Origin of the sequence: Streptomyces sp. V4I2, assembly GCF_030817655.1 — a bacterium.
GTDB classification, from domain to species: Bacteria; Actinomycetota; Actinomycetes; order Streptomycetales; family Streptomycetaceae; genus Streptomyces; species Streptomyces plumbiresistens.
On record NZ_JAUSZM010000003.1, the window covers coordinates 2,909,963 to 2,936,840 of the forward strand.

General features: G+C 71.7%; 21 protein-coding genes. 10 read left to right on the top strand and 11 right to left on the bottom strand.

The genetic code is table 11. The features are described from left to right. Window positions 1-46 precede the first annotated feature (46 nt). Window positions 47-1,822, top strand: coding sequence for a beta-galactosidase family protein (locus tag QFZ76_RS14275; RefSeq protein WP_307674078.1), 1,776 nt, complete (start codon window positions 47-49; stop codon window positions 1,820-1,822). 37 nt (window positions 1,823-1,859) lie between these two features. Continuing rightward, window positions 1,860-2,747, top strand: a complete 888-nt coding sequence (locus QFZ76_RS14280; protein ID WP_307674079.1) for a hypothetical protein — start codon at window positions 1,860-1,862, stop codon at window positions 2,745-2,747. Window positions 2,748-2,817: 70 nt separating this feature from the next. Here the strand turns inward: QFZ76_RS14280 and QFZ76_RS14285 are convergent, their stop codons facing one another. Together QFZ76_RS14285 and QFZ76_RS14290 are read right to left on the bottom strand one after the other, a co-directional pair. After that, the gene (locus QFZ76_RS14285) at window positions 2,818-5,229 is read right to left on the bottom strand and encodes an ABC transporter permease (protein ID WP_307674080.1); all 2,412 of its coding nucleotides are present in this window, start codon (window positions 5,227-5,229) and stop codon (window positions 2,818-2,820) included. Continuing rightward, window positions 5,226-5,945 (bottom strand): ABC transporter ATP-binding protein, encoded by a 720-nt coding sequence (locus QFZ76_RS14290; RefSeq protein ID WP_307674081.1) that lies wholly within the window; start codon window positions 5,943-5,945, stop codon window positions 5,226-5,228. Before QFZ76_RS14290 ends, QFZ76_RS14285 begins: the two co-directional genes overlap by 4 nt. 282 nt (window positions 5,946-6,227) lie before the next feature. On the opposite strand from QFZ76_RS14290, the gene QFZ76_RS14295 reads away from it, so the two are divergent. Both QFZ76_RS14295 and QFZ76_RS14300 read left to right on the top strand, forming a co-directional pair. Next, complete coding sequence (locus tag QFZ76_RS14295; protein ID WP_307674082.1) at window positions 6,228-7,532, top strand: sensor histidine kinase; 1,305 nt, start codon at window positions 6,228-6,230, stop codon at window positions 7,530-7,532. Further along, on the top strand, window positions 7,529-8,224 hold the full coding sequence (locus QFZ76_RS14300; RefSeq protein ID WP_373464296.1) for a response regulator: 696 nt from the start codon (window positions 7,529-7,531) through the stop codon (window positions 8,222-8,224). Before QFZ76_RS14295 ends, QFZ76_RS14300 begins: the two co-directional genes overlap by 4 nt. A 39-nt stretch (window positions 8,225-8,263) precedes the next feature. On the opposite strand, the gene QFZ76_RS14305 is transcribed toward QFZ76_RS14300, so the two are convergent. Together QFZ76_RS14305 and QFZ76_RS14310 are read right to left on the bottom strand one after the other, a co-directional pair. Then, window positions 8,264-9,172, bottom strand: a complete 909-nt coding sequence (locus QFZ76_RS14305) for an SDR family oxidoreductase (RefSeq protein WP_307674084.1) — start codon at window positions 9,170-9,172, stop codon at window positions 8,264-8,266. A 17-nt stretch (window positions 9,173-9,189) separates the two neighbouring features. Then, entirely contained in the window at window positions 9,190-9,930 is a 741-nt protein-coding gene (locus QFZ76_RS14310; RefSeq protein WP_307674085.1) for an SDR family oxidoreductase, read from the bottom strand. A 54-nt stretch (window positions 9,931-9,984) separates the two neighbouring features. On the opposite strand from QFZ76_RS14310, the gene QFZ76_RS14315 reads away from it, so the two are divergent. Genes QFZ76_RS14315 through QFZ76_RS14330 form a run of 4 tightly spaced genes read left to right on the top strand, consistent with a single transcriptional unit; the run spans window position 9,985 to window position 13,392 of the window. Then, window positions 9,985-10,743 carry an enoyl-CoA hydratase family protein gene (locus tag QFZ76_RS14315; protein WP_307674086.1) on the top strand — a complete coding sequence of 253 codons (759 nt, stop codon included), beginning with the start codon at window positions 9,985-9,987 and terminating at the stop codon, window positions 10,741-10,743. Next, entirely contained in the window at window positions 10,740-11,600 is an 861-nt protein-coding gene (locus QFZ76_RS14320) for a CoA transferase subunit A (protein WP_307674087.1), read from the top strand. The genes QFZ76_RS14315 and QFZ76_RS14320 overlap by 4 nt, the downstream gene beginning before the upstream one ends. Further along, complete coding sequence (locus tag QFZ76_RS14325; protein ID WP_307674088.1) at window positions 11,597-12,328, top strand: CoA-transferase subunit beta; 732 nt, start codon at window positions 11,597-11,599, stop codon at window positions 12,326-12,328. Before QFZ76_RS14320 ends, QFZ76_RS14325 begins: the two co-directional genes overlap by 4 nt. Beyond that, a complete protein-coding gene (locus QFZ76_RS14330) occupies window positions 12,328-13,392 on the top strand; it encodes a nitronate monooxygenase family protein (protein WP_307674089.1) in 1,065 nt (354 codons plus the stop codon). The genes QFZ76_RS14325 and QFZ76_RS14330 overlap by 1 nt, the downstream gene beginning before the upstream one ends. Window positions 13,393-13,395: 3 nt before the next feature. On the opposite strand, the gene QFZ76_RS14335 is transcribed toward QFZ76_RS14330, so the two are convergent. Genes QFZ76_RS14335 through QFZ76_RS14345 form a run of 3 tightly spaced genes read right to left on the bottom strand, consistent with a single transcriptional unit; the run spans window position 13,396 to window position 16,013 of the window. Further along, complete coding sequence (locus QFZ76_RS14335; protein ID WP_307674090.1) at window positions 13,396-14,553, bottom strand: acetyl-CoA C-acetyltransferase; 1,158 nt, start codon at window positions 14,551-14,553, stop codon at window positions 13,396-13,398. A 23-nt stretch (window positions 14,554-14,576) separates the two neighbouring features. Then, complete coding sequence (locus QFZ76_RS14340; RefSeq protein ID WP_373464297.1) at window positions 14,577-15,215, bottom strand: TetR/AcrR family transcriptional regulator; 639 nt, start codon at window positions 15,213-15,215, stop codon at window positions 14,577-14,579. Between the two features lie 15 nt (window positions 15,216-15,230). Next, window positions 15,231-16,013 (bottom strand): SDR family oxidoreductase, encoded by a 783-nt coding sequence (locus QFZ76_RS14345; RefSeq protein ID WP_307674092.1) that lies wholly within the window; start codon window positions 16,011-16,013, stop codon window positions 15,231-15,233. A gap of 59 nt (window positions 16,014-16,072) precedes the next feature. Here QFZ76_RS14345 and QFZ76_RS14350 point away from each other — a divergent pair, with 59 nt between their 5' ends. Both QFZ76_RS14350 and QFZ76_RS14355 read left to right on the top strand, forming a co-directional pair. After that, window positions 16,073-17,212 (top strand): acyl-CoA dehydrogenase family protein, encoded by a 1,140-nt coding sequence (locus QFZ76_RS14350; RefSeq protein WP_307680012.1) that lies wholly within the window; start codon window positions 16,073-16,075, stop codon window positions 17,210-17,212. Then, window positions 17,212-18,201, top strand: a complete 990-nt coding sequence (locus QFZ76_RS14355; protein WP_307674093.1) for an acyl-CoA dehydrogenase family protein — start codon at window positions 17,212-17,214, stop codon at window positions 18,199-18,201. The genes QFZ76_RS14350 and QFZ76_RS14355 overlap by 1 nt, the downstream gene beginning before the upstream one ends. Here QFZ76_RS14355 and QFZ76_RS14360 read toward each other — a convergent pair. From QFZ76_RS14360 to gltB, 4 genes are all read right to left on the bottom strand, one after another. Beyond that, window positions 18,179-19,831, bottom strand: a complete 1,653-nt coding sequence (locus QFZ76_RS14360; protein ID WP_307674094.1) for a cytochrome bc complex cytochrome b subunit — start codon at window positions 19,829-19,831, stop codon at window positions 18,179-18,181. The genes QFZ76_RS14355 and QFZ76_RS14360 overlap by 23 nt on opposite strands. Before the next feature lie 81 nt (window positions 19,832-19,912). Beyond that, the gene (locus QFZ76_RS14365; protein WP_307674095.1) at window positions 19,913-20,638 is read right to left on the bottom strand and encodes a VWA domain-containing protein; all 726 of its coding nucleotides are present in this window, start codon (window positions 20,636-20,638) and stop codon (window positions 19,913-19,915) included. A 153-nt stretch (window positions 20,639-20,791) separates the two neighbouring features. Beyond that, the gene (locus QFZ76_RS14370; RefSeq protein ID WP_307674096.1) at window positions 20,792-22,255 is read right to left on the bottom strand and encodes a glutamate synthase subunit beta; all 1,464 of its coding nucleotides are present in this window, start codon (window positions 22,253-22,255) and stop codon (window positions 20,792-20,794) included. Then, window positions 22,248-26,840 (bottom strand): glutamate synthase large subunit, encoded by a 4,593-nt coding sequence (gene gltB / locus QFZ76_RS14375; protein ID WP_307674097.1) that lies wholly within the window; start codon window positions 26,838-26,840, stop codon window positions 22,248-22,250. Before gltB ends, QFZ76_RS14370 begins: the two co-directional genes overlap by 8 nt. Window positions 26,841-26,878 lie beyond the last annotated feature (38 nt).

Genomic DNA, 26,878 nt, shown 5'->3' on the forward strand with positions numbered 1-26,878 from the left:
TCTTTGTCCATGGACGTGATCCACGCCAGGGGTGAGGGTGGGGCGTATGAGCGAGTTCACGGTGGGGGACGCGGATTTCCTGCTGGACGGGCGGCCGGTGCGGCTGCTGTCCGGTGCGCTGCACTACTTCCGGGTGCACGAGGCGCAGTGGGGGCACCGGCTGGCGATGCTGCGGGCGATGGGCCTCAACTGCGTGGAGACGTATGTGCCGTGGAACCTGCACGAGCCGCGGCCGGGCGAGTTCCGGGACGTGGAGGCGCTGGGCCGGTTCCTGGACGCGGCCCACCGGGAGGGTCTGTGGGCGATCGTGCGGCCGGGTCCGTACATCTGTGCCGAGTGGGAGAACGGCGGGCTGCCGCACTGGCTGACGGGGCACCCGCGCACGCGTGACGAGCGTTTTCTGCGACCTGTGGCGGACTGGTTCCGTCGGCTGCTGCCGGAGGTGGTGTCCCGGCAGGCCGACCGGGGCGGCCCGGTGATCATGGTGCAGGTGGAGAACGAGTACGGCAGCTTCGGCTCGGACGCCGAGTACCTGGGCCGTCTCGCGGGTCTGCTGCGGTCCGAGGGCGTGACGGTCCCGCTGTGCACCTCGGACGGCCCGGAGGACCACATGCTCAGCGGCGGCTCGGTTCCCGGGGTGCTCGCCACGGTGAACTTCGGCTCCCACGCGCGCGGGGCGTTCGCGTCGCTGCGCCGGCATCGCGGCGACGGGCCGTTGATGTGCATGGAGTTCTGGTGCGGCTGGTTCGACCACTGGGGCGGTGAGCATGTCGTGCGGGATCCCGCCGAAGCGGCGGCGACGCTGCGGGAGATCCTGGAGTGCGGGGCCTCGGTCAATCTGTACATGGCGCACGGCGGCACCAGTTTCGCGGGCTGGGCGGGCGCCAACCGGGGTGGCGGCTGGATGCACGACGGGCCGCTTCAGCCGGACGTGACCTCGTACGACTACGACGCGCCCGTCGACGAGTACGGTCGGCCCACGGAGAAGTTCTGGCGTCTGCGCGAGGTGTTCGCCGAGTACGCCGACGGGCCGCTGCCTGAAGTCCCGCCCGCGCCCACGCCGTTGGGTGAGCCGGCCGAGGTGCGGCTGGACGGCTGGGCGTCCCTGTCCGCCGTACTCGAGGCGCGCGGGGGCCCGGAGGGCACGTATCCCGTGCCGCCGGCCTTCGAGGAGCTGGACGTCGACCGGGGTGTGGTGCGCTACGAGGTGACGGTGCCGGGGCCGCGGCAGCCCTACCCGCTGACCGCGCGCGGGCTGCGGGACCTGGCGGTGGTGTACGTCGACGGGGAGCGGGCCGGGGTGCTCACCGAGGACGAGGACCGGCTCAAGGAGCCCGTCGCGGGGCACGCGCGCGTTCAGCTGTGGGTGGAGTCCCTGGGGAGGGTCAACTACGGTCCGCTGACCGGTGAGCCCAAGGGCATCACCGGGGGCCTGCTGCACGAGCGCCAGTATCTGCACGGCGTACGCGCGCGCGGGCTGCGCCTGGACGCCCTGGACGACATCGAGGGCCTCGCCTTCCCGGCCCTCCCGGGCGACGCCTCCCCCGGTCTGTACCGGGCCGGCGTCACGGTCCACGGCGCCGGGGATGCCTGCCTGGACCTGCCGGGCTGGACCCGTGGCTTCGTGTGGATCAACGGTTTCAACCTGGGCCGTTACTGGTCCGCGGGGCCGCAGCGGTCACTGTACGTACCCGGGCCGGTGCTGCGGGAGGGGACCAACGAGGTATGGGTGCTGGAGTTGGATCAGGCGTCGGTGACGCCGCCCGTCCTGCGGCCCGTACCGGCGAATCCGGCCGGGGAAAATCCACCCGCGTCGCCGTAGAGTGGAACCGGGTTCACGGCCTCTTGGGGGTACGGGCGTGGCGAACGACGGACCGGTCGAGCATGGCTATCCGCACCTGGAGACGGTGCGGGCCGCCGTCACCGCGTTGTACAAGCGGTTGTCGTACGACACCGTCCAGCTGTTCGGGACCAGCGTGGTCCCCGCCGACGTGGCTTTCTGCGACACCGACGACCTGTATCTGGGGGCGCAGCGGGTGGCGCGTGAGCTGGTGCGGCACTACCGGCTGCCGGATGCCCGGATGGTCGTCAGCTTCCGGGAGATGAAGCAGGCGGCGAACGTCGAACTCACCGCCGGGCCCGAGTACTTCGTCGAGCTGAACGACCGTTTCCGCACCCACCGCCGGGACATCGGCGCGGCCCTCGCCCACGAGGTGATGCACGTCTATCTGCACCGCCTGGACCTGACCTTCCCCGGCACCCGGGAGAACGAGATCCTCACGGACACCGCGGCGACCTACCTGGGTGCGGGCTGGCTGCTCCTCGACGCGTACCGGGAGGACGCGGCGTCCTCCCAGAAGCTCGGCTATCTCACCCCGGAGGAGTTCGGTTACGTCCTCGCCAAGCGGGCCCTGGTCTTCGGTGAGGACCCGTCGGTGTGGTTCACCAGCCCGCAGGCCTACACGGCGTACGTCAAGGGCATGACCCGGGCCCGCCAGGACGAGCAGCAGCCCCCGCTGACGGCGGCCGGCTGGGCGGGGCGGCGCCGCTACGCCCGCGACCGGCGGCACGCGCCCGGGACGGGACCCGGACCGGGCGTCCCGTACGCCTTCTCCCCCGACAGCGGCGGCCGCCTGCGGGTCTCCTTCCCCTGCCCGACCTGCCACCAGCGGATCCGGGTGCCGGTGCGGGGCAGGATGCGGGCGCGGTGTTCGCTGTGCCGGACGGTGCTGGAGTGCGACACGTAGCCGACACGGTGCTGGGGTGCGATACGTAGCCGACACGGTGCTGGAGTGCGACTCCTGGCCGACGGAGTTCCTACTCCGTGCGCAGCGCCGTCGCCGTCCGGGCCCTCGCCGCCCACCCGGCCGGAAGCAGCGCGCCCAGCAGGGCGATGGTGAGGCCGGCCAGCCCCAGGAGCACCAACCGCGGAGTGTCGTACACGTCGAGGACCGACGGCGGCAGGTCGGTGCCCGCCGCGTCCCCCATCACGGGCAGCACATAGGCGTGCAGCGCGAATCCGGCCGGGACGCCGACCAGTCCCCCGAGTACGCCGATCCCGGCCACCGAGGCGAGGACGAGGCCCACGGTCTGGCGGGGCGACATGCCGAGTGCCTTGCACACGCCCAGGTCGTGGACGCGCTCGCGGGTGTCGAGGACGACGGAGTTGAGCACGCCGAGTCCGGCCACGGAGACCAGCATGAGGGTGAGCAGCGCGGCCATCGCCTGCACGATGAGGAGCAGGCCGTCCTGCTCCGAGGGGGAGTTGGCGTGTGCGTCGCCGCCAAGGGGCTGGATCTCGGCGGCGAGTTCCCGGGCGTACTCGGTGGCGGAGACGCCCGGCTTCACCTCGACGAGGAACACGCCGGGCGCGGCCGCCGGGAAGTCGGCGAGGTCCGCGTGGATCTCCAGTTCGTCGTCCGAGGTGTCGAAGGCCTCGCCGACGATGCGCAGGGTCTGCGTGCGCCCCTGATGGGTCACCCGTACGGTGTCGCCGAGCTCGGTGCCGGTCTTCTCCAGGAAGCGCGAGGGCACGACGACCTGCCCCCGGCCGGTGATCCAGTGGCCGGAGATCATCTCGTAGGCGCCGGAGCGGGAGTCGCCCTCGTAGAGGCTTGCCCGGGCGGTGCCGGAGACCCCGCCCACGGTGACGTCCGCCTGGGTCTTGCCGTAGTAGGAGGCCGTGCCGGGCTGCGCCTCGACGGCGGCACGCACGCGTGCCGGGTCGGCGGCGGCCGGGGGTTCGGCCGTGCCCGGCTCGGGGGCGGCCGGGGGCTCGGCCGTGCCCGCCGCGGGGGCGGGCCCGCGTGTGACGGTCGGTCCGTCGGCGCCGGTGAAGACGGTGACCGCCGCGCGGCTCTCGGGATCCCCCGCCTCGGCGACCGCGGTCAGGGACGAGGTCAGGCCCAGCGCGAAGGTCGCCGCGACCGTGCCGAAGGCCACCGCGAGCAGCATCGCGGCCGTGCGGACGGGGTGGGCGAAGGGCGCGGCGAGGCCGTAGGTCACCGCGCGGGGCAGCGGCAGCCGGCCCGCCGCCCGGTGCGCCCACTGGCCGCGTCCGGTACGGGGCGCACGGCCCACCGCGATGGCCTCGACGGTGCGCAGCCGTCCGGCCCGCAGTGCGGGGACCAGCGCCGCGATCCCCACGACGAGCAGCGCGGCGACCACCACGACGACGTCCACCCACCAGGCCACCGTCAGCGAGGCGGTGCCGTACACCTGCTCGGTGTCGTTCAGCAGCGGTACGGCCAGCAGGTTTCCGAGGACGACGCCCAGGGCGATGCCCGCGCCCGCCGGGATGAGTGCCTGGGCGACGTAGGCGCGCACGACCTCCCGCGGGGTGAAGCCGATGGCCTTGAGGATGCCGATCCTGCGCAGGCTGGTGCCGACCGCGCCGCTGACCACACTGCCGACGATGATCAGCGACATCGCGATGCCGAGCACGCCGAACGCGATGAGGAACGGGATGGTGACCGCCGCGCTCGTGTCGGCTGCGCGCTTGGTGTCCAGGTAGGACTGGGTGCCCAGAAGCGCCCCTTGCGGTACGGCGGCGGTGAGCTTCTTGCGGGCGGCGGCGATCTGGCCGCCCGTGTCCGCGGAGTCGAGGCGGTAGAGCATCTGGCTGGTGACCGGGGTGTCCTTCGAGGCGAGGGCCGTGACCTGGGCGGGGGTTGCCCAGGCGTCGGCGGACCTGCCGGCCGAGACGGCGATGCCGACGACCGTCAGGGTGGGGGCGTCGGCCGCGTCCGAGGACCTCAGTGTCGAGCCGAGCTGGAAGGCGGGGCCCGCGACCTGCGTGGTGAGCACGATCTCGCCGGGCTTCTCCGCCCACCGGCCCAAGGACAGCTCCAGGTCGTCCACGTCGGCGTGCGCGGCGGACCGCCCGGCCAGGGTGACGGGCCGCAGGTGGCCGCCGCCCCCGTCCACCGGGCGGATCGACGTGACGGGGTACGGTCCCGCGGTCGCGGTGACGCCGTCCACGCGTCCGGTCGCCTCGAGCTGTGCCGTGCTCGCCTTCGCCGGGTCGTACTCCGCGGTGAGGTGCGCCCCGTTCTGCCGGGCGAAGGCCTTGTCGAAGGGCGCGTCCGCGGCGACCATCAGCGAACCGGCGACCACGGCCGAGGCCACGGCCATCATCACGGCCACCGCGATCACCACGGTCTGCACCCGCCGCCGGCCCACCCCGGAGCGGACGACGCGGCCGAGCGCGCCGGTGCCGAAGCCGCTCATCGGACGGCCTCCACCGTGGTGTCGAGGGCGAGATGACCGTCCACCAGATGGATCGAGCGGCTCGCGCACGCCTCTGCCAGTGCCAGGTCGTGGGTGACCAGCACGATGGTCTGGCCGCCGCGGTGCAGATCGACCAGCAGGTCCCGTACGTCCTGGCCCGACGCGGTGTCGAGGGCTCCGGTCGGCTCGTCGGCCAGCAGCAGTGCGGGCCGGTTGACCAGGGCGCGGGCGACCGCGACCCGCTGGCGTTCGCCGCCGGAGAGCCGGCCGGGGTAGGCGCGGGCGTGCTTCTGGATGGCGAGCAGCTCCATGAGCTCGCCGGCGCGGGCCGCGGCCTGGCGTCGCGCGGTGCCGGTCAGCTGGGCGGGGAGCTGGATGTTGTCGGCGACGGTGAGGTCGTCGAGCAGGTTGAAGAACTGGAAGACCATGCCGATCCGTTCGCGGCGGAAGCGGGCCAGCGCGTGCTCGCTCAGCCGGTCGATGCGCCGCCCGTCGACGGTCACCGTGCCCTCGGTCGGCCGGTCCAGGCCGGCGACGAGGTTCAGCAGCGTGGACTTGCCGCTGCCGGAGGGGCCCGTCACGGCAAGGGCCTCCCCCTGGGCGACGGCGAGGTCGAGCGGTCCGAGGGCGGGCGCGCCGGCGCTGTCGTAGCGCTTGGCCACGCCCGCCAGTTCGATCACGTGGGTCGTGGTGGTCGGGGAGGTCGGGGAGGTCATGGGAGTCGTCCGTCCTTACGGTCGCTCGTGCGCGGTCGGATACCGGCGAATGCCGGGTCGCTGCGGAGGTGTCCCGGCGAAGGTGTCCGGTCCCGGCGAACGTAGGGGCGGGCGCTCCTCGGGCGCGTCGGCCGGGGCACCGACATGCCGCCCTCCCCGCGGAGGACCCGGCCGCGGGGTCATCCCTGCGAAGTACGCCTGCGGGACGGTCTCTTGGTCGTCCTGGCCGTCCTGGTCGTCAAGGCGGACGCAGCCCGGGCGCATCGGCCACACAATGAGCCGATGGAGACGGAGGAGCGGCCCGGATGGCGCCGGCAACTGCGGGAGGCGATGCGGCCGGAGGCGAAGGGGCCCCCGCTGTCCCGGCGGGCGGTGCGCGCGGACGTGGTGCTGGCGGTCGTCCTGACCCTGGTCGCGCTGGTGGTGGCGGCGCGGTATCCCAGCGACGGGCCGGTGTTCGTCGTGCCGAGGGACGAGTACGGGGTGCCTGTCCCGCCCTACCCCCCGACGCCGGGTGCGCGGATCGTGCCGGACCGGATCTCCGGGCCGCCCTGGCCGCTCGTGCTGCTGTCGGCGCTGCCGCTCGCGGCCCGGCGCCGGTATCCGCTGGCCGCGTTCGGGGTGGTGCTGGTCGGGGCCCTGGGCATCGGGGACCGGGCCACCTGGATCACTGTGCTGACCTGCGTCATCGGTGCCTACAGCGCGGTGAAGTACAGCCCGTACCGGACGCTGGCGCCGGCCTGCCTGGTCGTCGCCGCCGTGCCGGCCGGCCTGGCGTTCCGGCGGACGGATCCCGTGCTGCCGGGGTGGTCGAGTCCCGTGGTCGTCCTGCTGGCCGCCGGGGTGCTGGCCGGGACCGTCCGCTACTGGCGGCGGCGGCTCGCGGCCGGCCGGGACCGGTTCGCACAGTTGCAGCAGGAGCAGGAGGAGAGCATGCGCCGGGCCGTCGAGGAGGAACGGGCGCGGATCGCGGCCGAGTTGCACGATGTCGTGACCCACAATGTGAGCGTGATGGTCATCCAGGCGGGGGCGGCCCGCAAGGTGATGGACGCGGCCCCCGAGCGGTCGAAGGCGGCGCTGCTGGCGGTGGAGGCCGGAGGCAGGGCCGCGATGGCCGAACTGCGCCATGTGATGGGCCTGTTGGCGGCGGCCACGGACCCCGGCCGCGCCGACAGTCCGGCCGACGGCCTGGAGCCGCAGCCCGGCCTCGGACAGCTCGACGCGCTGATCGAGAGGGTGCGGTCCGCCGGGACGCCGGTCGGTGTGGCGGTGTCGCTGCCGCCCCAGCCGCTGCCGACCGGGGTGGACCTGGCGGCGTACCGCGTGGTGCAGGAGGCGCTGACCAACACGATCAAGCACGCACCCGGCGCCGACGCCTGCGTGACGATCGGCTACGCCGAGAACTGGCTGGAGATCGAGGTCACCGACACCGGCGCCGTCCGCGACTCCGCCCCCGCCGACGGCAACGGCCGCGGGCTGATCGGACTGCGCGAGCGCCTCGCCGTCTACGGCGGCGAGCTGACGACCGGTCCGACCCTCACCGGCGGCTACCGCATCACCGCCCGAATCCCATGGCGAACCACATGAACCAGCCACCCACGCTGCGCGCGGTCATCGCCGACGACCAGGCTCTCGTACGGACCGGCTTCGGGATGATCCTGGCCGCGGACGGCATCGAGGTCACGGCCGAGGCGGCCGACGGGGCGGAGGCGGTCGACGCGGTCCGGCGCACCCGGCCCGACGTGGTCCTCATGGACATCCGGATGCCGCGGATGGACGGCATCGAGGCCACCCGGCGGATCCTCGCCGACAGCGACCCGGCCGCCCTCCGCGTCATCATCCTCACCACCTACGACCTCGACCACTACGTCTATGCCGCGCTCACCGCCGGGGCCAGCGGATTCCTGCTCAAGGACGTCACCCCCGAGCATCTGGTGGCCGCCGTACGGCTCGTGCAGTCCGGTGACGCCCTGCTCGCGCCCGCCATCACCCGGCGCCTCATCGAGCGCTTCGCCCACCGCGAGGAGGCGCGTCCGGCCGCCCTGCACCGCGACCTGTCCGGCCTCACCCCGCGCGAACTGGAGGTACTGCGGCTGCTCGCGACGGGCCTGAGCAACGCCGAGCTCGCCGACCGGCTGTTCCTCAGCCCCACCACCGTCAAGACCCACATCGGCCGCATCCTGTCGAAACTGGACCTCCGCGACCGCGTCCAGGCCGTGGTCCTCGCGTATGAGTCGGGGCTGGTGGCGCCTGGGGATCCGGCGGGGGACGGCCAATGACGACTAAAGAAGGCTGAATACGGGTGAATACGGCTTCGACTACCCCGCCCCGTACACCGCCCCCGGAGCCTCCCCCTCCGCCAGCAGTTTCAGCGTGACGTCCCCCGCCTCCGCCGGTGTCCACCGCGTGCCCTTGTCGGCGCTCGGCCCCGGCCGCCATCCCTCCATGACGGTGATCCGCCCGCCCTCGGCCTCGAAGACCCGCCCGGTGACGCCCGCGCTCGCGGCCGAGCCCAGCCACACCACCAGCGGCGACACGTTCTCGGGGGCCATGGCGTCGAAGCCCCCCGCGGGCGCCGCCATCGTCCGCGCGAAGGTCTCCTCGGTCATCCGGGTCCGGGCGGCCGGGGCGATCGCGTTGACCTGGACCCCGTACCGCCCCATCTCGGCCGCCGCGACCAGCGTCAAGGCGACGATCCCGGCCTTCGCGGCGCTGTAGTTCCCCTGCCCGACCGACCCCAGCAACCCTGCCCCGCTGCTGGTGTTGACGACCCGCGCCACCGGCGTCCGCCCCGCCTTCGCCTCCGCCCGCCAGTACGCCGCCGCGTGCTTGAGCGGCAGGAAGTGCCCCTTCAGGTGGACGCGTACGACCGCGTCCCAGTCGTCCTCGTCGAGGTTGACGAGCATGCGGTCGCGCAGGAACCCGGCGTTGTTGATGAGGGTGTCGAGACGGCCGTACGTCTCCAGCGCGGTGTGTACGAGCGAGGCGGCGCCCTCGGTCGTGGCGATGTCGCCGCCGTGGGGCACGGCCTCGCCGCCCGCGGCGCGGATCTCGTCGGCGACCCGGCGGGCCGGGCTGTCGGCGCCCGGCGTGCCGTCGAGGCCGACACCGAGGTCGTTGACGACGAGCCGGGCGCCCTCGGCGGCGAACGCGAGCGCGTGGGCGCGGCCGAGCCCGCGGCCGGCGCCGGTGACGACGACGACCCGGCCCTCGCAGATTCCGCTCATCTCACTTCTCCTTGTGGTCACTTCTCCTTGTGGGCAGTTGCCGCTTCCAGGAACGCGGGCCGGTCACCGCCGCCGTGCACGAGCAGGCTCGCGCCGGTGACATAGGCGGCGGCGTCGGAGGCGAGGAAGACCGCGGCCGCGCCGACGTCGGACGGCTCGGCCAGCCGCCCCAGGGGGACGGTGCGGGCGACGGCGGCGACGGCGTCCGGGCCGCCGTAGTGGAGGTGGGACAGCTCGGTGCGGACCATGCCGACGACGAGGGTGTTGACGCGGACCTCCGGCGCCCACTCGACGGCCATCGAGCGGGCCAGGTGGTCGAGACCGGCCTTGGCCGCCCCGTACGCCGCGGTACCGGGCGAGGGGCGGCTGCCGCTGACGCTGCCGATCATCACGATCGAGCCGTGGGCCCGCCTGAGGTGGTCGTACGCGGCGAGGGACACGGTCAGCGGTGCCAGCAGGTTCAACTCCACGACCCGGACGTGCCGTTCGGCCCCGGCCTGCGCGAGCGGCCGGTACGGGGCGCCGCCCGCGTTGTTGACCAGGACGTCGAGACGGGGCAGCCCGGCGAAGAAGTGCCCCACGGCTTCGGTGTCCCGTACGTCCAGCGGCGCGAACTCGGTCTTCGGCACCGGCACGTCCGGCGGCCTGCGGGCGCAGACCACGACCTCGGCACCCGCCCGGACGAAGGCCCGCGCGATCCCGGCGCCGACGCCGCGGGTACCGCCGGTGACGACCGCGACCTTCCCGTTCAGCTCCATTCGCCGCTACCCTTCACCTAACAAACGTTTGGTGGAAAGGTAGCTGATGCGGCCATGGGTGTCTCCACCTCGTCCCCGGAAAAGGGGACCGAAAAAGGCATAGCCGTCGTCACGGTCGACTTCCCGCCGGTGAACGCCCTGCCCGTGCACGGCTGGTTCGCGCTGGCCGACGCCGTGCGCACGGCCGGCCACGACGCCGGGGTCCGGTGCGTGGTGCTGGCCGCCGAGGGGCGGGGGTTCAACGCCGGCGTGGACATCAAGGAGATCCAGGCCCAGGGGCAGCAGGCGCTGATCGGCGCGAACCGCGGCTGCTTCGAGGCCTTCGCGGCGGTCTACGAGTGCGAGGTGCCCGTCGTCGCCGCCGTGCAGGGTTTCTGTCTGGGCGGCGGGATCGGTCTGGTGGGGAACGCGGACGCGATCGTGGCGAGCGAGGACGCGACCTTCGGCCTGCCCGAGCTGGACCGCGGCGCGCTCGGCGCGGCCACCCACCTGGCCCGGCTGGTCCCGCAGCACCTGATGCGCGCCCTCTACTACACCTCGCGCACCGCGACCGCGGCCGAGCTGCACGCGCACGGCTCGGTGTGGCGGGTCGTCCCGCGCGCGGAACTGCGCGAGGCCGCCCTTGAGTTGGCCCGCGAGATCGCCGCCAAGGACGGCCATCTCATCCGGCTGGCCAAGTCCGCCATCAACGGCATCGATCCCGTCGACGTGCGCCGCAGCTACCGCTTCGAACAGGGCTTCACCTTCGAGGCCAACCTCGGCGGGGTGGCGGACCGGGTCCGCGACAGCTTCGGCAAGGAGGTCGTCCAGTGAGCGACAAGACCATGTCAGCCGAGGAAGCTGTCGGCCGCCTGGAGAGCGGGATGACGCTCGGCATCGGCGGCTGGGGCTCGCGCCGCAAGCCGATGGCGCTGGTCCGAGCCCTGCTGCGGACGAGCATCACCGATCTCACCGTCGTCTCGTACGGCGGTCCGGACGTCGGCCTGCTCGCCGCCACCGGACGGATCCGCAAGCTCGTCACCGCCTTCGTCACCCTCGACTCGATCCCGCTGGAACCGCACTACCGGGCGGCACGCGAGCGTGGCGCCTTCGAGTTGACGGAGGTCGACGAGGCGATGTTCATGTGGGGGCTGCACGCGGCCGCCAACCGTCTGCCGTTCCTGCCGGTGCGGGCCGGTCTCGGCTCGGACGTGATGCGGATCAACCCCGGGCTGCGGACGGTCGCTTCGCCGTACGAGGACGCGGAGACGTTCGTCGCGATGCCCGCGCTGCGCCTGGACGCCGCCCTCGTCCACATGAACCGCGCGGACCGCCTGGGCAACGGCCAGTACCTGGGCCCGGACCCCTACTTCGACGACCTGCTGTGCGAGGCGGCGGACGCGGCGTACGTGTCGTGCGAACGGCTCGTCGACAACGTCGGCACGGCAGAGCCGGCCAAGGAGGCCGCGCCGCAGACGCTGCTCCTCAAGCGGTCGAGCGTGACCGGCGTGATCGAGACGCCGAACGGCGCCCACTTCACCTCGTGCGCCCCCGACTACGGCCGGGACGAGGCCTTCCAGAAGCTGTACGCCACCACGCCGTACGGGCAGTTCGCGGAGCGGTTCCTCGGCGGGGACGAGCAGCACTACCAACGCGCCGTACTGGACTGGCGGAAGGAGCGTGGCCAGTGACCGTCACCCGTGCCGAGTACTGCGTGATCGCCTGCGCCGAGGCCTGGCGGGACAACGGGGAGGTGCTCGCGAGCCCCATGGGCCTGATCCCGGCCCTGGGCGCCCGCCTCGCCAAGCGCACCTTCTCCCCCGACCTGCTGCTGACCGACGGCGAGGCGATGCTCGTCGGTCTCGACGGCACGGTGGAGGGCTGGCTGCCGTACCGGCAGCATCTGACCATGGTCACCGGCGGGCGCCGGCACGTGATGATGGGCGCGAGCCAGATCGACCGCTTCGGCAACCAGAACATCTCGTGCATCGGCGACTGGGCCAGGCCGAAGCGGCAGCTGCTGGGCGTGCGCGGCGGCCCGGTCAACACCCTGAACAACCCGACCAGTTACTGGGTGCCGAAGCACTCCGCGCGGGTCTTCGTCGAGAAGGTCGACATGGTCTGCGGAGTGGGCTACGACCGTGCCGCCGCCGCAGGACCCAGTGTCACCCGCTTCCACCGCATCCCGCGCGTGGTCAGTGACCTGGGCGTCTTCGACTTCGCCACCCCTGACCACGCGATGCGCCTCGCCTCCCTCCACCCGGGCGTCACCGTCGAGCAGGTCCAGGAAGCCACGGGCTTCGCCCTGCACGTGCCCGACGAGGTGCCGTACACCCGCGAACCGACCAGTGCGGAGCTGGATTTGATCCGCTCGGTCATCGATCCGGAAGGCGCGAGGCGGCGCGAGGTCGACGGCTGATGGAGACCGCGCTGACCAGGCTCGTGGGAGTCCGCCACCCCATCGTGCAGACCGGCATGGGCTGGGTGGCCGGCCCGCGCCTGGTCTCCGCGTCGGCCGAGGCGGGCGCGCTGGGCATCCTGGCCTCCGCGACGATGACACTCGACCGGCTGCGGGACGCCGTACGGGAGGTCAAGTCCCGTACTCAGGAGCCGTTCGGAGTGAATCTGCGCGCGGACGCCGGGGACGCGGGCGACCGGGTACGGATCATCGTCGACGAGGGCGTACGGGTCGCGTCCTTCGCCCTGGCCCCCTCCCCCGAACTGATCGCCGAGCTCAAGGAGGCGGGCGTCGTGGTCATCCCCTCCGTGGGCGCCCGGCGGCATGCCGAGAAGGTCGCGGCGTGGGGCGCGGACGCGGTGATCGTGCAGGGCGGGGAGGGCGGCGGGCACACCGGCGAGGTGGCGACGACCGTGCTGCTGCCGCAGGTGGTGGACGCCGTCGGCATACCGGTCGTGGCCGCGGGCGGCTTCCACGACGGACGGGGACTGGTCGCGGCGCTGGCGTACGGCGCTGCGGGCGTCGCCATGGGCACGCGGTTCCTGCTCACCTCGGACTCGACGGTGCCGGACGCGGTGAAGGCGCGGTACCTGGCGGCGACGGTGAAGGACGTGACGGTGACCCGGGCGGTCGACGGCCTGCCGCACCGCATGCTCCGTACGGAACTGGTCGACGCCCTGGAGCACGCCGGCCGTACGAAGGCCCTGCTCCAAGCCGCGCGAAGAGCGGCCGGCTTCCGCAGGCTGTCCGGGCTGACCTGGCGCCGGATGGTCCAGGACGGGCTCGCCATGAAACACGGCAAGGACCTGACCTGGAGCCAGGTCCTGCTCGCCGCGAACACGCCGATGCTGCTGAAGTCGGCGATGGTGGACGGCCGTACGGACCTCGGTGTCATGGCCTCCGGGCAGGTCGCCGGGGTGATCGACGACCTGCCGTCGTGCGCGGAGCTGGTGGAGCGGATCATGAAGGAGGCGGCGGAGGTACGGGAGCGGTTGAACCCGTCTCCCTCGAACCCGTCTCCGTGAGCGTCACAGCCGCTCGATGATCGTGACGTTCGCCTGCCCGCCGCCCTCGCACATCGTCTGGAGCCCGAACCGGCCGCCGGTGCGCTCCAGTTCGTGCAGCAGGGTCGTCATGAGCTTGACGCCCGTCGCGCCCAGTGGATGCCCGAGGGCTATCGCGCCGCCGTTGACGTTGACCTTGTCGGGGTCCGCGCCGGTCTCCTTCAGCCAGGCCAGGACGACCGGGGCGAAGGCCTCGTTGATCTCGACGAGGTCGATGTCGTCGAGGGACAGGCCGGTCTTCTTCAGGGCGTGCGCGGTGGCCGGGATGGGTGCGGTCAGCATGCGGATGGGGTCCTCGCCGCGGACGGAGAGATGGTGCACGCGCGCGCGGGGACGCAGCCCGTGCTCGTGCACCGCCTGCTCCGAGGCGAGCAGCATGGCGGCCGCGCCGTCGGAGACCTGCGAGGAGCAGGCCGCGGTGACGGTGCCGCCGTCGATGACCGGCTTCAGCGCGGCCATCTTCTCCAGGGAGGTGTCCCGGCGCGGGCCCTCGTCGACGGCGGTCCGGCCGCACGCCACGATCTCCCGCTCGAAGCGTCCCTCGTCGATGGCCCGCAGCGCCCGCCGGTGCGAGCGCAGCGCGAACTCCTCCTGGTCCTGCCTGCTGATGCCCCACTTGCCGGCGATCATCTCGGCGCCGACGAACTGGTTCACCGCCCGGTCCCCGTACCGGGCCCGCCAGCCCTCGCTGCCCGCGAAGGGGCCCTCCGTGAACCCGAGGGGCTCGGCGGCCTGCCGGGTCGCGAAGGCGATCGGGATCTGCGACATGTTCTGCACACCGCCGGCGACGACCAGGTCCTGTGTCCCGGACAGCACGGCCTGCGCCGCGAAGTGCACGGCCTGCTGCGAGGAGCCGCACTGCCGGTCCACCGTCACCCCCGGCACCTCCTCGGGCAGTCCCGCCGCCAGCCAGCAGGTCCGCGCGATGTCCCCGGCCTGCGGCCCCACGGCGTCGAGGCAGCCGAAGACGACGTCCTCGACGGCGGCCGGGTCGACCCCGGCCCGCGCGACCAGCTCCTTCAGCACGTGCGCGCCGAGATCGGCCGGGTGGACCGCGCTCAGTCCTCCCCCGCGCCGCCCGACGGGCGTACGGACCGCTTCGACGATGTAGGCCTCGGCCATGGCAACTCCCTCACAGATGGGGGCTATTCGCGTACGGCGATCCCGTCCAGCACCATCGACAGGTACTGCCGGGCGATCTCCTCGGGGCTGTGCTGTCCGCCGGGCCGGTACCAGGACGCGGCGACCCACACGGTGTCGCGCACGAACCGGTAGGTGAGGCGGACGTCGAGGTCGGCGCGGAACACCTCGGCGGCGACCCCGCGTTCCAGCGTGGACAGCCACGTCTTCTCGAACCTGCGCTGTGACTCGGCGAGGAACGCGAACCGCTCCTGCGCGACGAGCTGTTTGCTCTCCTTCTGGTAGATCGCGACGGCGGCGCGGTGCCGGTCGATCTCCCGGAACGACTCGGTGACCAGCGCTTGGAGGGTCTCGCGCGGCCCGAGTTCACCGCCGAGGACGGTGTCGTAGCCGTCCCAGAGCTCGTCGAGGAAGGTCCGCAGGATCTCTTCGAGCATCGACTCCTTGGAGTCGAAGTGGTAGTAGAGGCTGCCCGCGAGCATGCCCGCGTGGTCCGCGATCTTGCGGACGGTGGTGGCGTTGTAGCCCTGCTCGGCGAAGACCTCGGCGGCGGTGTCGAGGAGTTCGCGGCGGCGGTCGCGAGCGGTGGCGGCCGCCGGGGGCTCTGTGGCGGTCACCTGGGGGCTCTTCTTCGTAGGAGGCACAGATCCATTCTCGTCCTAGGCGTGCTGACTGCTGACGGAGACGACCTCGCCCGTCATGTACGAGGAGTAGCCCGACGCCAGGAAGACGATCACGTTGGCCACCTCCCAGGGCTCGGCGTACCGCCCGAAGGCCTCTGCCTCGGTCAGCTCCTCCAGCAGGTCCGCCGACGTCACCTTCACCAGGTGCGGATGCATGGCGAGGCTCGGCGACACGGCGTTGACCCGCACCCCGAACTCGGCGGCCTCCATCGCCGCGCACCGGGTCAGCGCCATCACGCCCGCCTTCGCGGCGGCGTAGTGCGCCTGCCCGGCCTGGGCACGCCAGCCGACCACGGAGGCGTTGTTGACGATCACTCCGCCGGTGTCCTTCATCAGGCGAAGGGCTGCCCGCAGGCACCGGAACGTGCCGTTCAACGTCACGTCCAGCACCTTCGACCACTGCTCGTCGGTCATGTCGACAAGTCGTGAAGTCCCGCCGAGTCCCGCGTTGTTGACGACGACGTCCAGCCGTCCGTGTTCCTGGACGGCGGCGTCGAAGAGGGCCCGCACCTGTGCCTCGTCGGTGACATCGCAGGGGAGGGCCGCCACCGCCCCCGGGAATTCCCGGCTCAGCTCGGTCTCGTGTTCCTTCAGCCGCCGCGCGTGCGCGTCGCTGATCAGCACGCGCGCGCCCTCCTCCAGGAAGCGGCGCGCGGTCGCCCCGCCGATCCCGGCGCCGGCCGCCGCGGTGATGACGGCCGTGCGCCCGCCGAGCAGCCCGTGCCCGGGAACGTACGCCGGAGCCTCGACGTTCTTCATGACAGCACGCTAACCTACCAAACACTTGTTAGGGAAGAACGAGGGAAGAGAGGATGACCGTGGACCTGGCCCACTCCCCCGCCGACGAGGCGTTCCGCGCCGAGGCCCGGACCTGGCTGCGCGCACACGTGCCGGCCGTCCCGCTCCCCTCCCTGGAGACGGAGGAGGGCTTCGCGGCGCACCGCGCATGGGAGGCGGAACTCGCCGCGGACCGCTGGTCGGTGGTGAGCTGGCCGACGGCCTACGGCGGCCGGGACGCGGGCCTGATCCGGTGGCTGCTGTTCGAGGAGGAGTACTACGCGGCGGGCGCCCCCGGGCGGGTGAGCCAGAACGGCATCAACCTCCTCGCCCCGACCCTCTTCGACCACGGCACGGAGGAGCAACGCGCGCGCGTGCTCCCGCCCATGGCCTCGGGCGAGGTGGTCTGGGCGCAGGCCTGGTCGGAGCCGGAGGCGGGTTCGGACCTGGCGTCCCTGCGGTCCAGGGCGGTCCGTACGGACGGCGGCTGGCTGCTGAGCGGCCAGAAGACCTGGTCGTCGCGCGCGGCCTTCGCGGACCGCGCGTTCGGCCTGTTCCGCAGCGAGCCCGACACCCCGAAGCCGCACCAGGGCCTCACCTACCTGATGTTCGACCTGCGCGCCCCGGGGGTCACGGTCCGCCCGATCGGCCGCCTCGACGGGAAACCGGCCTTCGCCGAGCTCTTCCTGGACGAGGTGTTCGTGCCCGACGAGGACGTGATCGGCGAGCCCGGACAGGGCTGGCGGGTCGCCATGTCGACAGCGGGCAACGAACGCGGGCTGACCCTCCGCTCCCCCGGCCGCTTCCTCGCGAGCGCCGCCCGGCTGTCCGAGCTCTGGCAGGCCCAGGGCCGCCCGCACAGCACGAGCGAGCGCGTGGCCGACGCCCTCATCGGCGCCCGCGCCTACCAGCTCTTCACCTACGCCGCCGCCTCCCGCTTCCTCGACGGCGCTTCGATCGGCCCCGAGTCCAGCCTGAACAAGGTCTTCTGGTCCGAGTACGACATCGCCCTGCACGAGACGGCCCTCGATCTCCTCGGCCCGGAGGGCGAGCCGGCCGACACCGACTGGGCCGAGGGCTACGTCTTCTCCCTCGCCGGCCCCATCTACGCCGGCACCAACGAGATCCAGCGCGACATCATCGCCGAGCGCCTGCTGGGCCTGCCGAAGGGACGCCGCTGATGCGCTTCCTCCTGGACACCGAACAGCGCGCGTTCGCCGACACCCTTGACACCATGCTGACGGCCGCGGACACACCGGCGGTGGTACGGGACTGGAGCCGCGGCGAGCACACGAGCGGCCGTGCGCTGTGGCGCCGTGTCGCGGAGGCGGGCGTGTTCGCGCTGGCGGTGCCGGAGGCGTACGAGGGGCTGGGCCCGCGTCCTGTGGAACTCGCCGTCGCCTTCGTGGAGTTGGGGCGGCACGCGGTGCCGGGCCCCTTGGTGGAGACGGTGACGACAGCCGCGCTCCTCACCGCCCTGGACGACACGGGCCCCGCCAAACGCCTGCTGCCCGCGCTGGCTTCGGGCGAGTCGACGGCGACCCTGGCCGTGGGGCCGTACGCGCTGGACGCGGACCTGGCCGACGTACGGCTGGCGGTGTCGGGGCCGAGCGAGCTGCGCCTGACCCCTGCGCCCGGTGGCCCGCACCGCCCCTCCCTCGACCCCGCCCGTCGGCTCTTTTCTCCCCCGCCCGGAGGGGAAATCCTCGCCACCGGCCCGCAGGTCACCACGGCCACCGCCGTCGCCCTCACCTGGGCCCGCCTGGCCACCGCCGCCCAGGCCCTCGGCGTAGGTCTCGCCCTCCTCGACAGAACCGTCACCTACGTCAAGCAGCGCGTCCAATTCGGCGTCCCCATAGGTTCGTTCCAGGCGGTCAAGCACCGACTGGCCGACGCGAAGATCGCGCTGGAGTTCGCACGCCCCCTGCTCCTCGGCGCCGCCCTGACGATGACCGAGCGGGACGTCGCCGCGGCCAAGGTCATGGCCTGCGAGGCGGCGTACACAACCGCTCGTACGGCCCTCCAACTGCACGGCGCGATCGGCTACACGGCGGAGTACGACCTGTCCCTGTGGCTCACGAAGGCCCGCGCGCTGCGCACCGCCTGGGGCAGCCCGGACGAGTGCCGGGCCGCCCTCCTCCGGGGGCTCAGTGGTGATCGCCCCTGGTGAGCTCCCGGTACTCCTCGACCGTCGGCTTCTCGATCCGCTTCCCGGGTCCGAACACGGCCTTCGCCAGCCGGGCCCGCAGCCGCTGGGACGGCTTCACCCGACGGCGGACACCGCCCGCGTCGACGAGCGGCCCGATCTCGTACGGTGGCTCCTGCTCGTGCTGGGTGAGAGTGAACAGATGGGCCTGCGAGAGGGGTTCGTGGACCTCGACGTACTCGCCGTTCGGCAGCCTCTTGATGGTGCCCGTCTCCCTGCCGTGCAGCACCTTGTTCCGGTCGCGGCGCTGGAGGCCGAGACAGATCCGCTTGGTGACCGTGAACGCGAGGACCGGCACCACGAAGACCGCGATCCGCACGAACCAGGTGATGTCGTTGATGGACAGGTGCAGATGGGTGGCCACGATGTCGTTGCCCCCGCCGATCAGCAGCACCACGTACAGGCTGAGCCAGGCCACGCCGAGGCCGGTGCGCACGGGTGCGTTGCGCGGCCGCTCCAGGAGGTGGTGCTCGCGCTTGTCGCCGGTGATCCACGCCTCGATGAAGGGGTACACGGCGATGGCCAGCATGACCAGCGGGAACAGCGCGAAGGGGATGAAGACACCCAGCGCCAGCGTGTGGCCCCAGAGATTGATCTCCCATCCCGGCATCACCCGGATCAGTCCCTCGGAGAAGCCGAGGTACCAGTCGGGCTGGGCGCCCGTGGTGACGAGGTCCGGGCGATAGGGGCCGAAGGCCCACACGGGGTTGATCTGGGCGATGCCACCCAGGATCGCCAGCACGCCGAAGACCAGGAAGAAGAAGCCGCCCGCCTTCGCCATGTACACCGGCAGGAAGGGCATGCCGACCACCGACCTGTTGTCGCGGCCGGGGCCCGGATACTGCGTGTGCTTGTGGTAGAAGACCAGGATCAGGTGGGCGGCCACCAGGCCCAGCATGATCCCCGGCAACAGCAGAACATGGATCGGGAAGAGTCTCGCGATGATGTCGTGGCCCGGGAACTCCCCGCCGAAAAGGAAGAAGGACAGATACGTCCCGACGATCGGGACGGACAGGATCGCGCCCTGGGCGAAGCGGATGCCGGTGCCGGACAGCAGGTCGTCGGGGAGCGAGTAGCCGGTCAGACCGGTGATGATGCCGAGCATCAGCAGCGTCCAGCCGAAGACCCAGTTGAGCTCGCGCGGCTTGCGGAACGCGCCGGTGAAGAAGACCCGCATCATGTGCACGATCATGGCGCCGACGAAGACCAGCGCCGCCCAGTGGTGGATCTGCCGGATCAGCAGCCCGCCGCGCACCTCGAAGCTGATGTCGAGCGTGGACTCGAACGCCCTCGTCATCAGGACGCCGTTGAGCGGTTCGTACGAGCCGTGGTACACGACCTCGGCCATGCTCGGCTCGAAGAAAAGGGTGAGGTAGACGCCGGTGAGGATCAGGACGACGAAGCTGTAGAGAGCGACCTCGCCCAGCATGAAGGACGGGTGGTCCGGGAAGACCTTGCGCATGTTGGCCTTGGCCAGCGCGTAGAGCCCGAGCCGCCCGTCGGCCCAGTCGGCGAGTTTCTCGCCCTTGCCGGGGGCCTCCCTGCGGGAGCGGGCGGACCCCGCCGTCTCGTTCACCGAACGTGCGCCGTCCATGCGTCGTCGCCTCCCCGTCGCATCCCACTCAGGGTGGCACGGCGGTCACGGGTGAGCCAACGGTGCGAGCAGCCGGGTGACTCAGGACGGCCGTACGATCCCCTGCGCCCGCGCCGCCACCAGCCACTTCGGGAACTCGCCCACGAGACGGTCGTACAACTCGGCGTCGGACACCTGCCCCGGATCCGCACCGGCGTGGAAGAACCCGGCGTTGTCGACGACCCGTTTGTCGGGCACCGCCAGCTCGTCGAGCCTGCGCAGGAAGTCGAACTGGCGGCTGTCCGGGTCGCCGAAGCCGACGAACTGCCAGAACAGGGGCAGTCTGGCCGCCTTGCACACGTAGCGTTCCGCGGCGAGCTTGTTGATCGGGCCGCCGTCGGTCTGGAAGACGACGAGGGCGGGTGCGGTGGACCCGCTGTCGAGGTAGTGGTCGATGACGGCGTCCATCGCCAGGTGGTAGCCGGTCTTGCCCATGTGCCCGAGCCCGGCCACGATCCGCTCGATGCGCCCCTGGTGGTCGGCCAGCGCGATGTCCGTGACGGCGTCCACGTCGGTGGAGAAGAACACCACCGGCACCCGGCCGTCGTCGTCGAGATGAGCCGACAGCCCCAGCACCCGGTCGGCGAGCGCCTGCACGCTGCCGTCCTTGTAGTACGGCTTCATGGACCCGGAGTAGTCGACCACGAGATAGACCGCGGCCCGCAGCCCGTCCAGCCCGTGCTTCGTGAGGGACACCCCGGCGCTCTTGTACAGGCTGACCAGCGCGGGCGCGGTCTCCTCCACTTTGCTGAGACTGATCGCGACCATGGGCCCCACCCTGTCACACACATGCGGCGGCGCCTGCCCGGTCGTCCGGTCGGGGACTGTGGGGCAGGCGCCGTCTCGGGGGGTCTGGGGGGTATCCCCCCAGATATCCCGCCCGTACGCCTTTGTACGGGACGTCTGTGTGATCCTGCGGGATCAGACCATCAGCGAGCGGTCCGTCGGGCGGATCGGGGCGTGCAGTTCGCTGCCACCGGTCAGGAAGCGGTCGACGCCGCGCGCGGCCGAGCGGCCCTCGGCGATCGCCCACACGATGAGCGACTGGCCGCGGCCGGCGTCGCCGGCCACGTAGACGCCCGGCACGTTGGTCTGGAAGTCGGCGTCGCGGGCGATGTTGCCGCGCTCGTCGAGCTCCAGGCCGAACTGGTCGACCAGGCCGTTCTCGCGGTCGGTGCCGGTGAAGCCCATGGCGAGGGTGACCAGCTGGGCGGGGATCTTGCGCTCCGTGCCCGGCTTCGGGGTCAGCCTGCCCTCGATGAACTCGACCTCGGTGAGGTGCAGCCACTGGACGTTGCCGTCCTCGTCGCCCTCGAAGTGGGTGGTGGAAACGGAGTAGATCCGCTCGCCGCCCTCCTCGTGCGCGGAGGTGACCTTGTAGAGCATCGGGAAGGTCGGCCAGGGCTGGGAGACCGGGTTCCGCTCGTCGTTCGGGCGGGGCATGATCTCCAGCTGCGTGACGGAGGCCGCGCCCTGGCGGTGAGCCGTGCCCACGCAGTCGGCGCCGGTGTCACCGCCGCCGATCACGATCACGTGCTTGCCCTCGGCCGTGATGGGGGGCGCCACGAAGTCGCCCTCCTGCACCTTGTTGGCCAGGGGCAGGTACTCCATGGCCTGGTAGATGCCCTTGAGCTCGCGGCCCGGGACCGGAAGGTCACGCGCGGTCGTGGCACCGGCGGCGATGACGATCGCGTCGTACCGCTTCTTCAGGTCGGTCGCCTTGAGGTCGCGGCCGATCTCGATGCCCGTACGGAAGCGGGTGCCCTCCGCGCGCATCTGTTCGATACGGCGGTTGATGTGCCGCTTCTCCATCTTGAACTCGGGGATGCCGTACCGGAGGAGGCCTCCGATGCGGTCCGCGCGCTCGTAGACGGCGACGGTGTGGCCGGCCCGGGTCAGCTGCTGCGCGGCGGCCAGGCCCGCCGGGCCCGAGCCGATGACCGCGACCGTCTTGCCGGACAGGCGCTCGGGCGCCTGCGGGGCGACGTCACCGGTCTCCCACGCCTTGTCGATGATCGAGACCTCGACGTTCTTGATGGTGACCGGCGGCTGGTTGATGCCGAGCACACACGCCGACTCGCAGGGGGCCGGGCACAGCCGCCCGGTGAACTCCGGGAAGTTGTTCGTCGCGTGCAGACGCTCGGAGGCGGCGCTCCAGTCCTCGCGGTAGGCGAAGTCGTTCCACTCGGGGATCAGGTTCCCCAGCGGACAGCCGTTGTGGCAGAACGGGATGCCGCAGTCCATGCACCGGCTGGCCTGCTTGCTGATGATCGGCAGCAGCGAGCCGGGGACGTAGACCTCGTTCCAGTCCTTGAGACGTACGTCTACGGGACGGGACTTGGCGACCTCGCGCCCGTGGTTCAGAAAGCCCTTCGGGTCAGCCATTGATCGCCGCCTCCATCATCTTCTCGGTGATCTCGGTCTCGGTGAGACCCGCTCGCTCGGCGGCGTCCTTGGCGGCGAGCACTGCCTTGTACGTACTGGGGATGATCTTGCTGAAGCGCTCCACGGACACGTCCCAGTTGGCGAGCAGCTTCTCGGCGACCGTCGAGGCGGTCTCCTCGGCGTGGCGGCGCACCACGTCGTGCAGCCACTTCTTGTCGGTGTCGTCCAGCGCCTCGACGGCGCCCACGTTGCCGACGTTGACGTTGTCGCGGTTCAGGTCGATGACGTACGCGACACCGCCGGACATGCCGGCCGCGAAGTTGCGGCCCGTCTCGCCGAGGACCACCGCGTGACCGCCGGTCATGTACTCGCAGCCGTGGTCGCCCACGCCCTCGGAGACGACCGTCGCGCCGGAGTTGCGGACGCAGAACCGCTCGCCGGTCCGACCGCGCAGGAACAGCTCGCCGCCGGTCGCGCCGTACGCGATGGTGTTGCCCGCGATGGTGGAGAACTCGGCGAGGTGGTCGGCGCCCCGGTCGGGACGGACGATCACCCGGCCGCCGGAGAGGCCCTTGCCGACGTAGTCGTTGGCGTCGCCCTCCAGGCGCAGCGTGACACCGCGCGGCAGGAAGGCGCCGAAGGACTGGCCGGCGGAGCCCGTGAAGGTGATGTCGATGGTGTCGTCGGGCAGGCCCGCGCCACCGAACTTCTTCGTCACCTCGTGGCCGAGCATGGTGCCGACCGTGCGGTTGATGTTGCGTATCGCGACCTGGGCGCGCACCGGCTGGGCGTCGGTCGCGGAGTCCGCGGCCAGGGCGTCGCCGGCGAGCTTGATCAGCTCGTTGTCGAGCGCCTTCTCCAGGCCGTGGTCCTGCGCGATGACCTGGTGGAGCGGGGTGCCCTCGGGCAGCTCCGGCACGTAGAACAGCGGGGTCAGGTCCAGGCCCTGCGCCTTCCAGTGGTCGACGGCACGCGTGACGTCGAGCGTCTCGGCGTGGCCGACGGCCTCCTCGATGGAGCGGAAGCCCAGCTCGGCGAGGATCTCGCGGACCTCTTCGGCGATGAACCGGAAGAAGTTGACGATGTACTCGGCCTTGCCGGTGAACCGGTCGCGCAGGACCGGGTTCTGGGTGGCGATGCCGACCGGGCAGGTGTCCAGGTGGCAGACGCGCATCATGACGCAGCCGGAGACGACGAGCGGCGCGGTCGCGAAACCGAACTCCTCGGCGCCGAGCAGCGCGGCGATGACGACGTCACGGCCGGTCTTGAGCTGACCGTCGGTCTGCACGACGATGCGGTCGCGCAGGCCGTTGAGCAGCAGGGTCTGCTGGGTCTCGGCGAGACCGAGCTCCCAGGGACCGCCCGCGTGCTTGAGCGAGGTGAGCGGGGAGGCACCCGTACCGCCGTCGTGGCCGGAGATGAGCACCACGTCCGCGTGCGCCTTGGACACACCCGCGGCGACCGTGCCGACGCCGACCTCGGAGACCAGCTTCACGTGAACCCGCGCCTGCGGGTTCGCGTTCTTCAGGTCGTGGATCAGCTGGGCCAGGTCCTCGATGGAGTAGATGTCGTGGTGCGGCGGCGGGGAGATCAGACCGACACCCGGAGTCGAGTGACGGGTCTTGGCGACCCACGGGTAGACCTTGTGGCCGGGCAGCTGGCCGCCCTCGCCGGGCTTGGCGCCCTGGGCCATCTTGATCTGGATGTCGTCGGCGTTGACCAGGTACTCCGAGGTCACACCGAAGCGGCCGGAGGCGACCTGCTTGATCGAGGACCGGCGCGCCGGGTCGTACAGGCGGTCCGCGTCCTCGCCGCCCTCACCGGTGTTGGACTTGCCGCCCAGCTGGTTCATGGCGATGGCGAGCGTCTCGTGGGCTTCCTTCGAGATGGAGCCGTACGACATGGCGCCCGTCGAGAACCGCTTGACGATCTCGCTGACCGGCTCGACCTCGTCGACGGAGATCGGCTGCCGGTCGCTCTTGAGACCGAACAGGCCGCGCAGCGTCATCAGGCGCTCGGACTGCTCGTTCACGCGCTCGGTGTACTTCTTGAAGGTGTCGTACCGGCCGCTGCGCGTGGAGTGCTGGAGGCGGAAGACCGTCTCCGGGTCGAACAGGTGCGGCTCGCCCTCACGGCGCCACTGGTACTCGCCGCCTATGTCGAGGGCGCGGTGCGCGGGCGCGATGCCGCTCGCCGGGTACGCCTTGGCGTGCCGGGCGGCGACCTCCTTGGCGATGACGTCGATGCCGACGCCGCCGATCTTGGTGGCCGTGCCGCGGAAGTACTTGGCGACGAACTGCTCGTCCAGGCCGACCGCTTCGAAGACCTGGGCGCCGCGGTAGGACGCGACGGTCGAGATGCCCATCTTGGACATGACCTTCAGGACGCCCTTGCCGAGGGCGTAGATCAGGTTGCGGATGGCCTGCTCGGCCTCGATGTCCGACAGGAAGGTGCCCGCGCGGACCAGGTCCTCGACGGACTCCATGGCCAGGTACGGGTTCACGGCCGCGGCGCCGAAGCCGATGAGCAGGGCGACGTGGTGGACCTCGCGGACGTCCCCGGCCTCGACCAGCAGGCCCACCTGGGTGCGCTGCTTGGTGCCGATGAGGTGGTGGTGGACGGCCGCGGTGAGCAGCAGCGACGGGATCGGCGCGTGCTCGGCGTCCGAGTGGCGGTCCGACAGGACGATCAGCCGGGCGCCGTTCTCGATCGCGGCGTCGGCCTCGGCGCAGATCTCCTCCAGGCGCGCGGCGAGGGCGTCGCCGCCGCCGGAGACCCGGTACAGGCCGGACAGGGTCGCGGCCTTCATGCCGGGCATGTCGCCGTCGGCGTTGATGTGGATGAGCTTGGCCAGCTCGTCGTTGTCGATGACCGGGAAGGGCAGGACGACGCTGCGGCAGGAGGCGGCGCTCGGCTCGAGCAGGTTGCCCGCCGGGCCCAGCGACGAGCGCAGGGAGGTGACGAGTTCCTCGCGGATCGCGTCCAGCGGCGGGTTGGTGACCTGCGCGAACAGCTGGGTGAAGTAGTCGAAGAGCAGGCGCGGGCGGTCGGACAGCGCCGCGATCGGCGAGTCCGTGCCCATCGAACCGATCGGCTCGGCACCGGCCTTGGCCATCGGCGCCACGATGACGCGCAGCTCCTCCTCGGTGTAGCCGAAGGTCTGCTGACGGCGGGTGACCGAGGCGTGCGTGTGCACGATGTGCTCGCGCTCGGGCAGGTCGGACAGCTCGATCTCGCCGGCTTCCAGCCACTCGGCGTACGGCGCCTCGGTGGCGAGCTGCGCCTTGATCTCGTCGTCCTCGATGATGCGGTGCTCGACGGTGTCGACGAGGAACATCCGGCCGGGCTGCAGGCGGCCCTTGCGGACGACCTTGGAGGGCTCGATGTCGAGGACGCCGACCTCGGAGCCGAGGACGACGAGGCCGTCGTCGGTGACCCAGTAGCGGCCGGGGCGCAGTCCGTTGCGGTCGAGGACCGCGCCGACCTGCTTGCCGTCGGTGAAGGTGACACAGGCCGGGCCGTCCCAGGGCTCCATCATCGTGGAGTGGAACTGGTAGAAGGCGCGCCGGGCCGGGTCCATGGAGTCGTGGTTCTCCCACGCCTCCGGGATCATCATCAGCACCGAGTGCGGCAGCGAGCGACCGCCCAGGTGCAGGAGTTCGAGCACCTCGTCGAAGGACGCCGAGTCGGAGGCGTCGGGCGTACAGATCGGGAAGACCCGGTCCAGGCCCTTGTCACCGAACAGGTCGGAGACCAGCTGGGACTCGCGGGCGACCATCCAGTTGCGGTTGCCCTTGACGGTGTTGATCTCACCGTTGTGCGCGACGAAGCGGTAGGGGTGCGCGAGCGGCCAGCTCGGGAAGGTGTTGGTCGAGAAGCGCGAGTGGACCAGCGCGATGGCCGACGCGAAGCGGCGGTCGGACAGGTCCGGGAAGAAGGGCTCCAGCTGGCCGGTGGTCAGCATGCCCTTGTAGACGATCGTCCGCGCGGACAGCGACGGGAAGTAGACGTCGACCTCGCGCTCGGCGCGCTTGCGCAGCACGAACGCCTTGCGGTCGAGGGTGATGTCGGTCGAGGAACCGTCCGCGACGAAGATCTGCCGGAAGGCGGGCATCGTCGAGCGGGCGGTGGCGCCGAGCAGTTCGGGGGCGACCGGCACCTCGCGCCAGCCGAGGACCGTCAGGCCCTCCTCCGCGGCGATCGTCTCAATGCGTGAGACGGCGTCCTCCAGCCCGTCCTCGGGCAGGAAGGCGGTACCGACCGCGTACGCACCGGCCGCGGGCAGCTCGAACGCGGCCACCTCACGGAAGAAGGCGTCCGGCACCTGGGACAGGATGCCCGCGCCGTCGCCCGAGTCGGGCTCGGAGCCGGTGGCACCGCGGTGCTCCAGGTTGCGCAGCACCGTGAGCGCCTGCTCGACCAGCGCGTGGCTCGCCTCGCCGGTGAGGGTGGCCACGAAGCCGACGCCACAGGCGTCGTGCTCGTTGCGGGGGTCGTACATACCCTGCGCAGCAGGGCGAGCATCCATGAAGGACCACTTCTGGCCATTCGTGGAGTGCTGGGACGGCTGGCGCGGCGTACGCATCGGCTCTCCCGTCGTCGTCAAGTGGCATATGCAGATTG

Excerpts from the sequence above, each read along its gene's own strand:
- QFZ76_RS14275 (WP_307674078.1), top strand. The coding sequence starts at position 47 with ATGAGCGAGTTCACGGTGGGGGACGCGGATTTCCTGCTGGACGGGCGG.
- QFZ76_RS14285 (WP_307674080.1), bottom strand. The coding sequence starts at position 5,229 with ATGAGCGGCTTCGGCACCGGCGCGCTCGGCCGCGTCGTCCGCTCCGGG.
- QFZ76_RS14290 (WP_307674081.1), bottom strand. The coding sequence starts at position 5,945 with ATGACCTCCCCGACCTCCCCGACCACCACGACCCACGTGATCGAACTG.
- QFZ76_RS14295 (WP_307674082.1), top strand. The coding sequence starts at position 6,228 with ATGGAGACGGAGGAGCGGCCCGGATGGCGCCGGCAACTGCGGGAGGCG.
- QFZ76_RS14300 (WP_373464296.1), top strand. The coding sequence starts at position 7,529 with ATGAACCAGCCACCCACGCTGCGCGCGGTCATCGCCGACGACCAGGCT.
- QFZ76_RS14305 (WP_307674084.1), bottom strand. The coding sequence starts at position 9,172 with ATGAGCGGAATCTGCGAGGGCCGGGTCGTCGTCGTCACCGGCGCCGGC.
- QFZ76_RS14310 (WP_307674085.1), bottom strand. The coding sequence starts at position 9,930 with ATGGAGCTGAACGGGAAGGTCGCGGTCGTCACCGGCGGTACCCGCGGC.
- QFZ76_RS14315 (WP_307674086.1), top strand. The coding sequence starts at position 9,985 with ATGGGTGTCTCCACCTCGTCCCCGGAAAAGGGGACCGAAAAAGGCATA.
- QFZ76_RS14330 (WP_307674089.1), top strand. The coding sequence starts at position 12,328 with ATGGAGACCGCGCTGACCAGGCTCGTGGGAGTCCGCCACCCCATCGTG.
- QFZ76_RS14335 (WP_307674090.1), bottom strand. The coding sequence starts at position 14,553 with ATGGCCGAGGCCTACATCGTCGAAGCGGTCCGTACGCCCGTCGGGCGG.
- QFZ76_RS14345 (WP_307674092.1), bottom strand. The coding sequence starts at position 16,013 with ATGAAGAACGTCGAGGCTCCGGCGTACGTTCCCGGGCACGGGCTGCTC.
- QFZ76_RS14355 (WP_307674093.1), top strand. The coding sequence starts at position 17,212 with ATGCGCTTCCTCCTGGACACCGAACAGCGCGCGTTCGCCGACACCCTT.
- QFZ76_RS14360 (WP_307674094.1), bottom strand. The coding sequence starts at position 19,831 with ATGGACGGCGCACGTTCGGTGAACGAGACGGCGGGGTCCGCCCGCTCC.
- QFZ76_RS14365 (WP_307674095.1), bottom strand. The coding sequence starts at position 20,638 with ATGGTCGCGATCAGTCTCAGCAAAGTGGAGGAGACCGCGCCCGCGCTG.
- QFZ76_RS14370 (WP_307674096.1), bottom strand. The coding sequence starts at position 22,255 with ATGGCTGACCCGAAGGGCTTTCTGAACCACGGGCGCGAGGTCGCCAAG.
- gltB (WP_307674097.1), bottom strand. The coding sequence starts at position 26,840 with ATGCGTACGCCGCGCCAGCCGTCCCAGCACTCCACGAATGGCCAGAAG.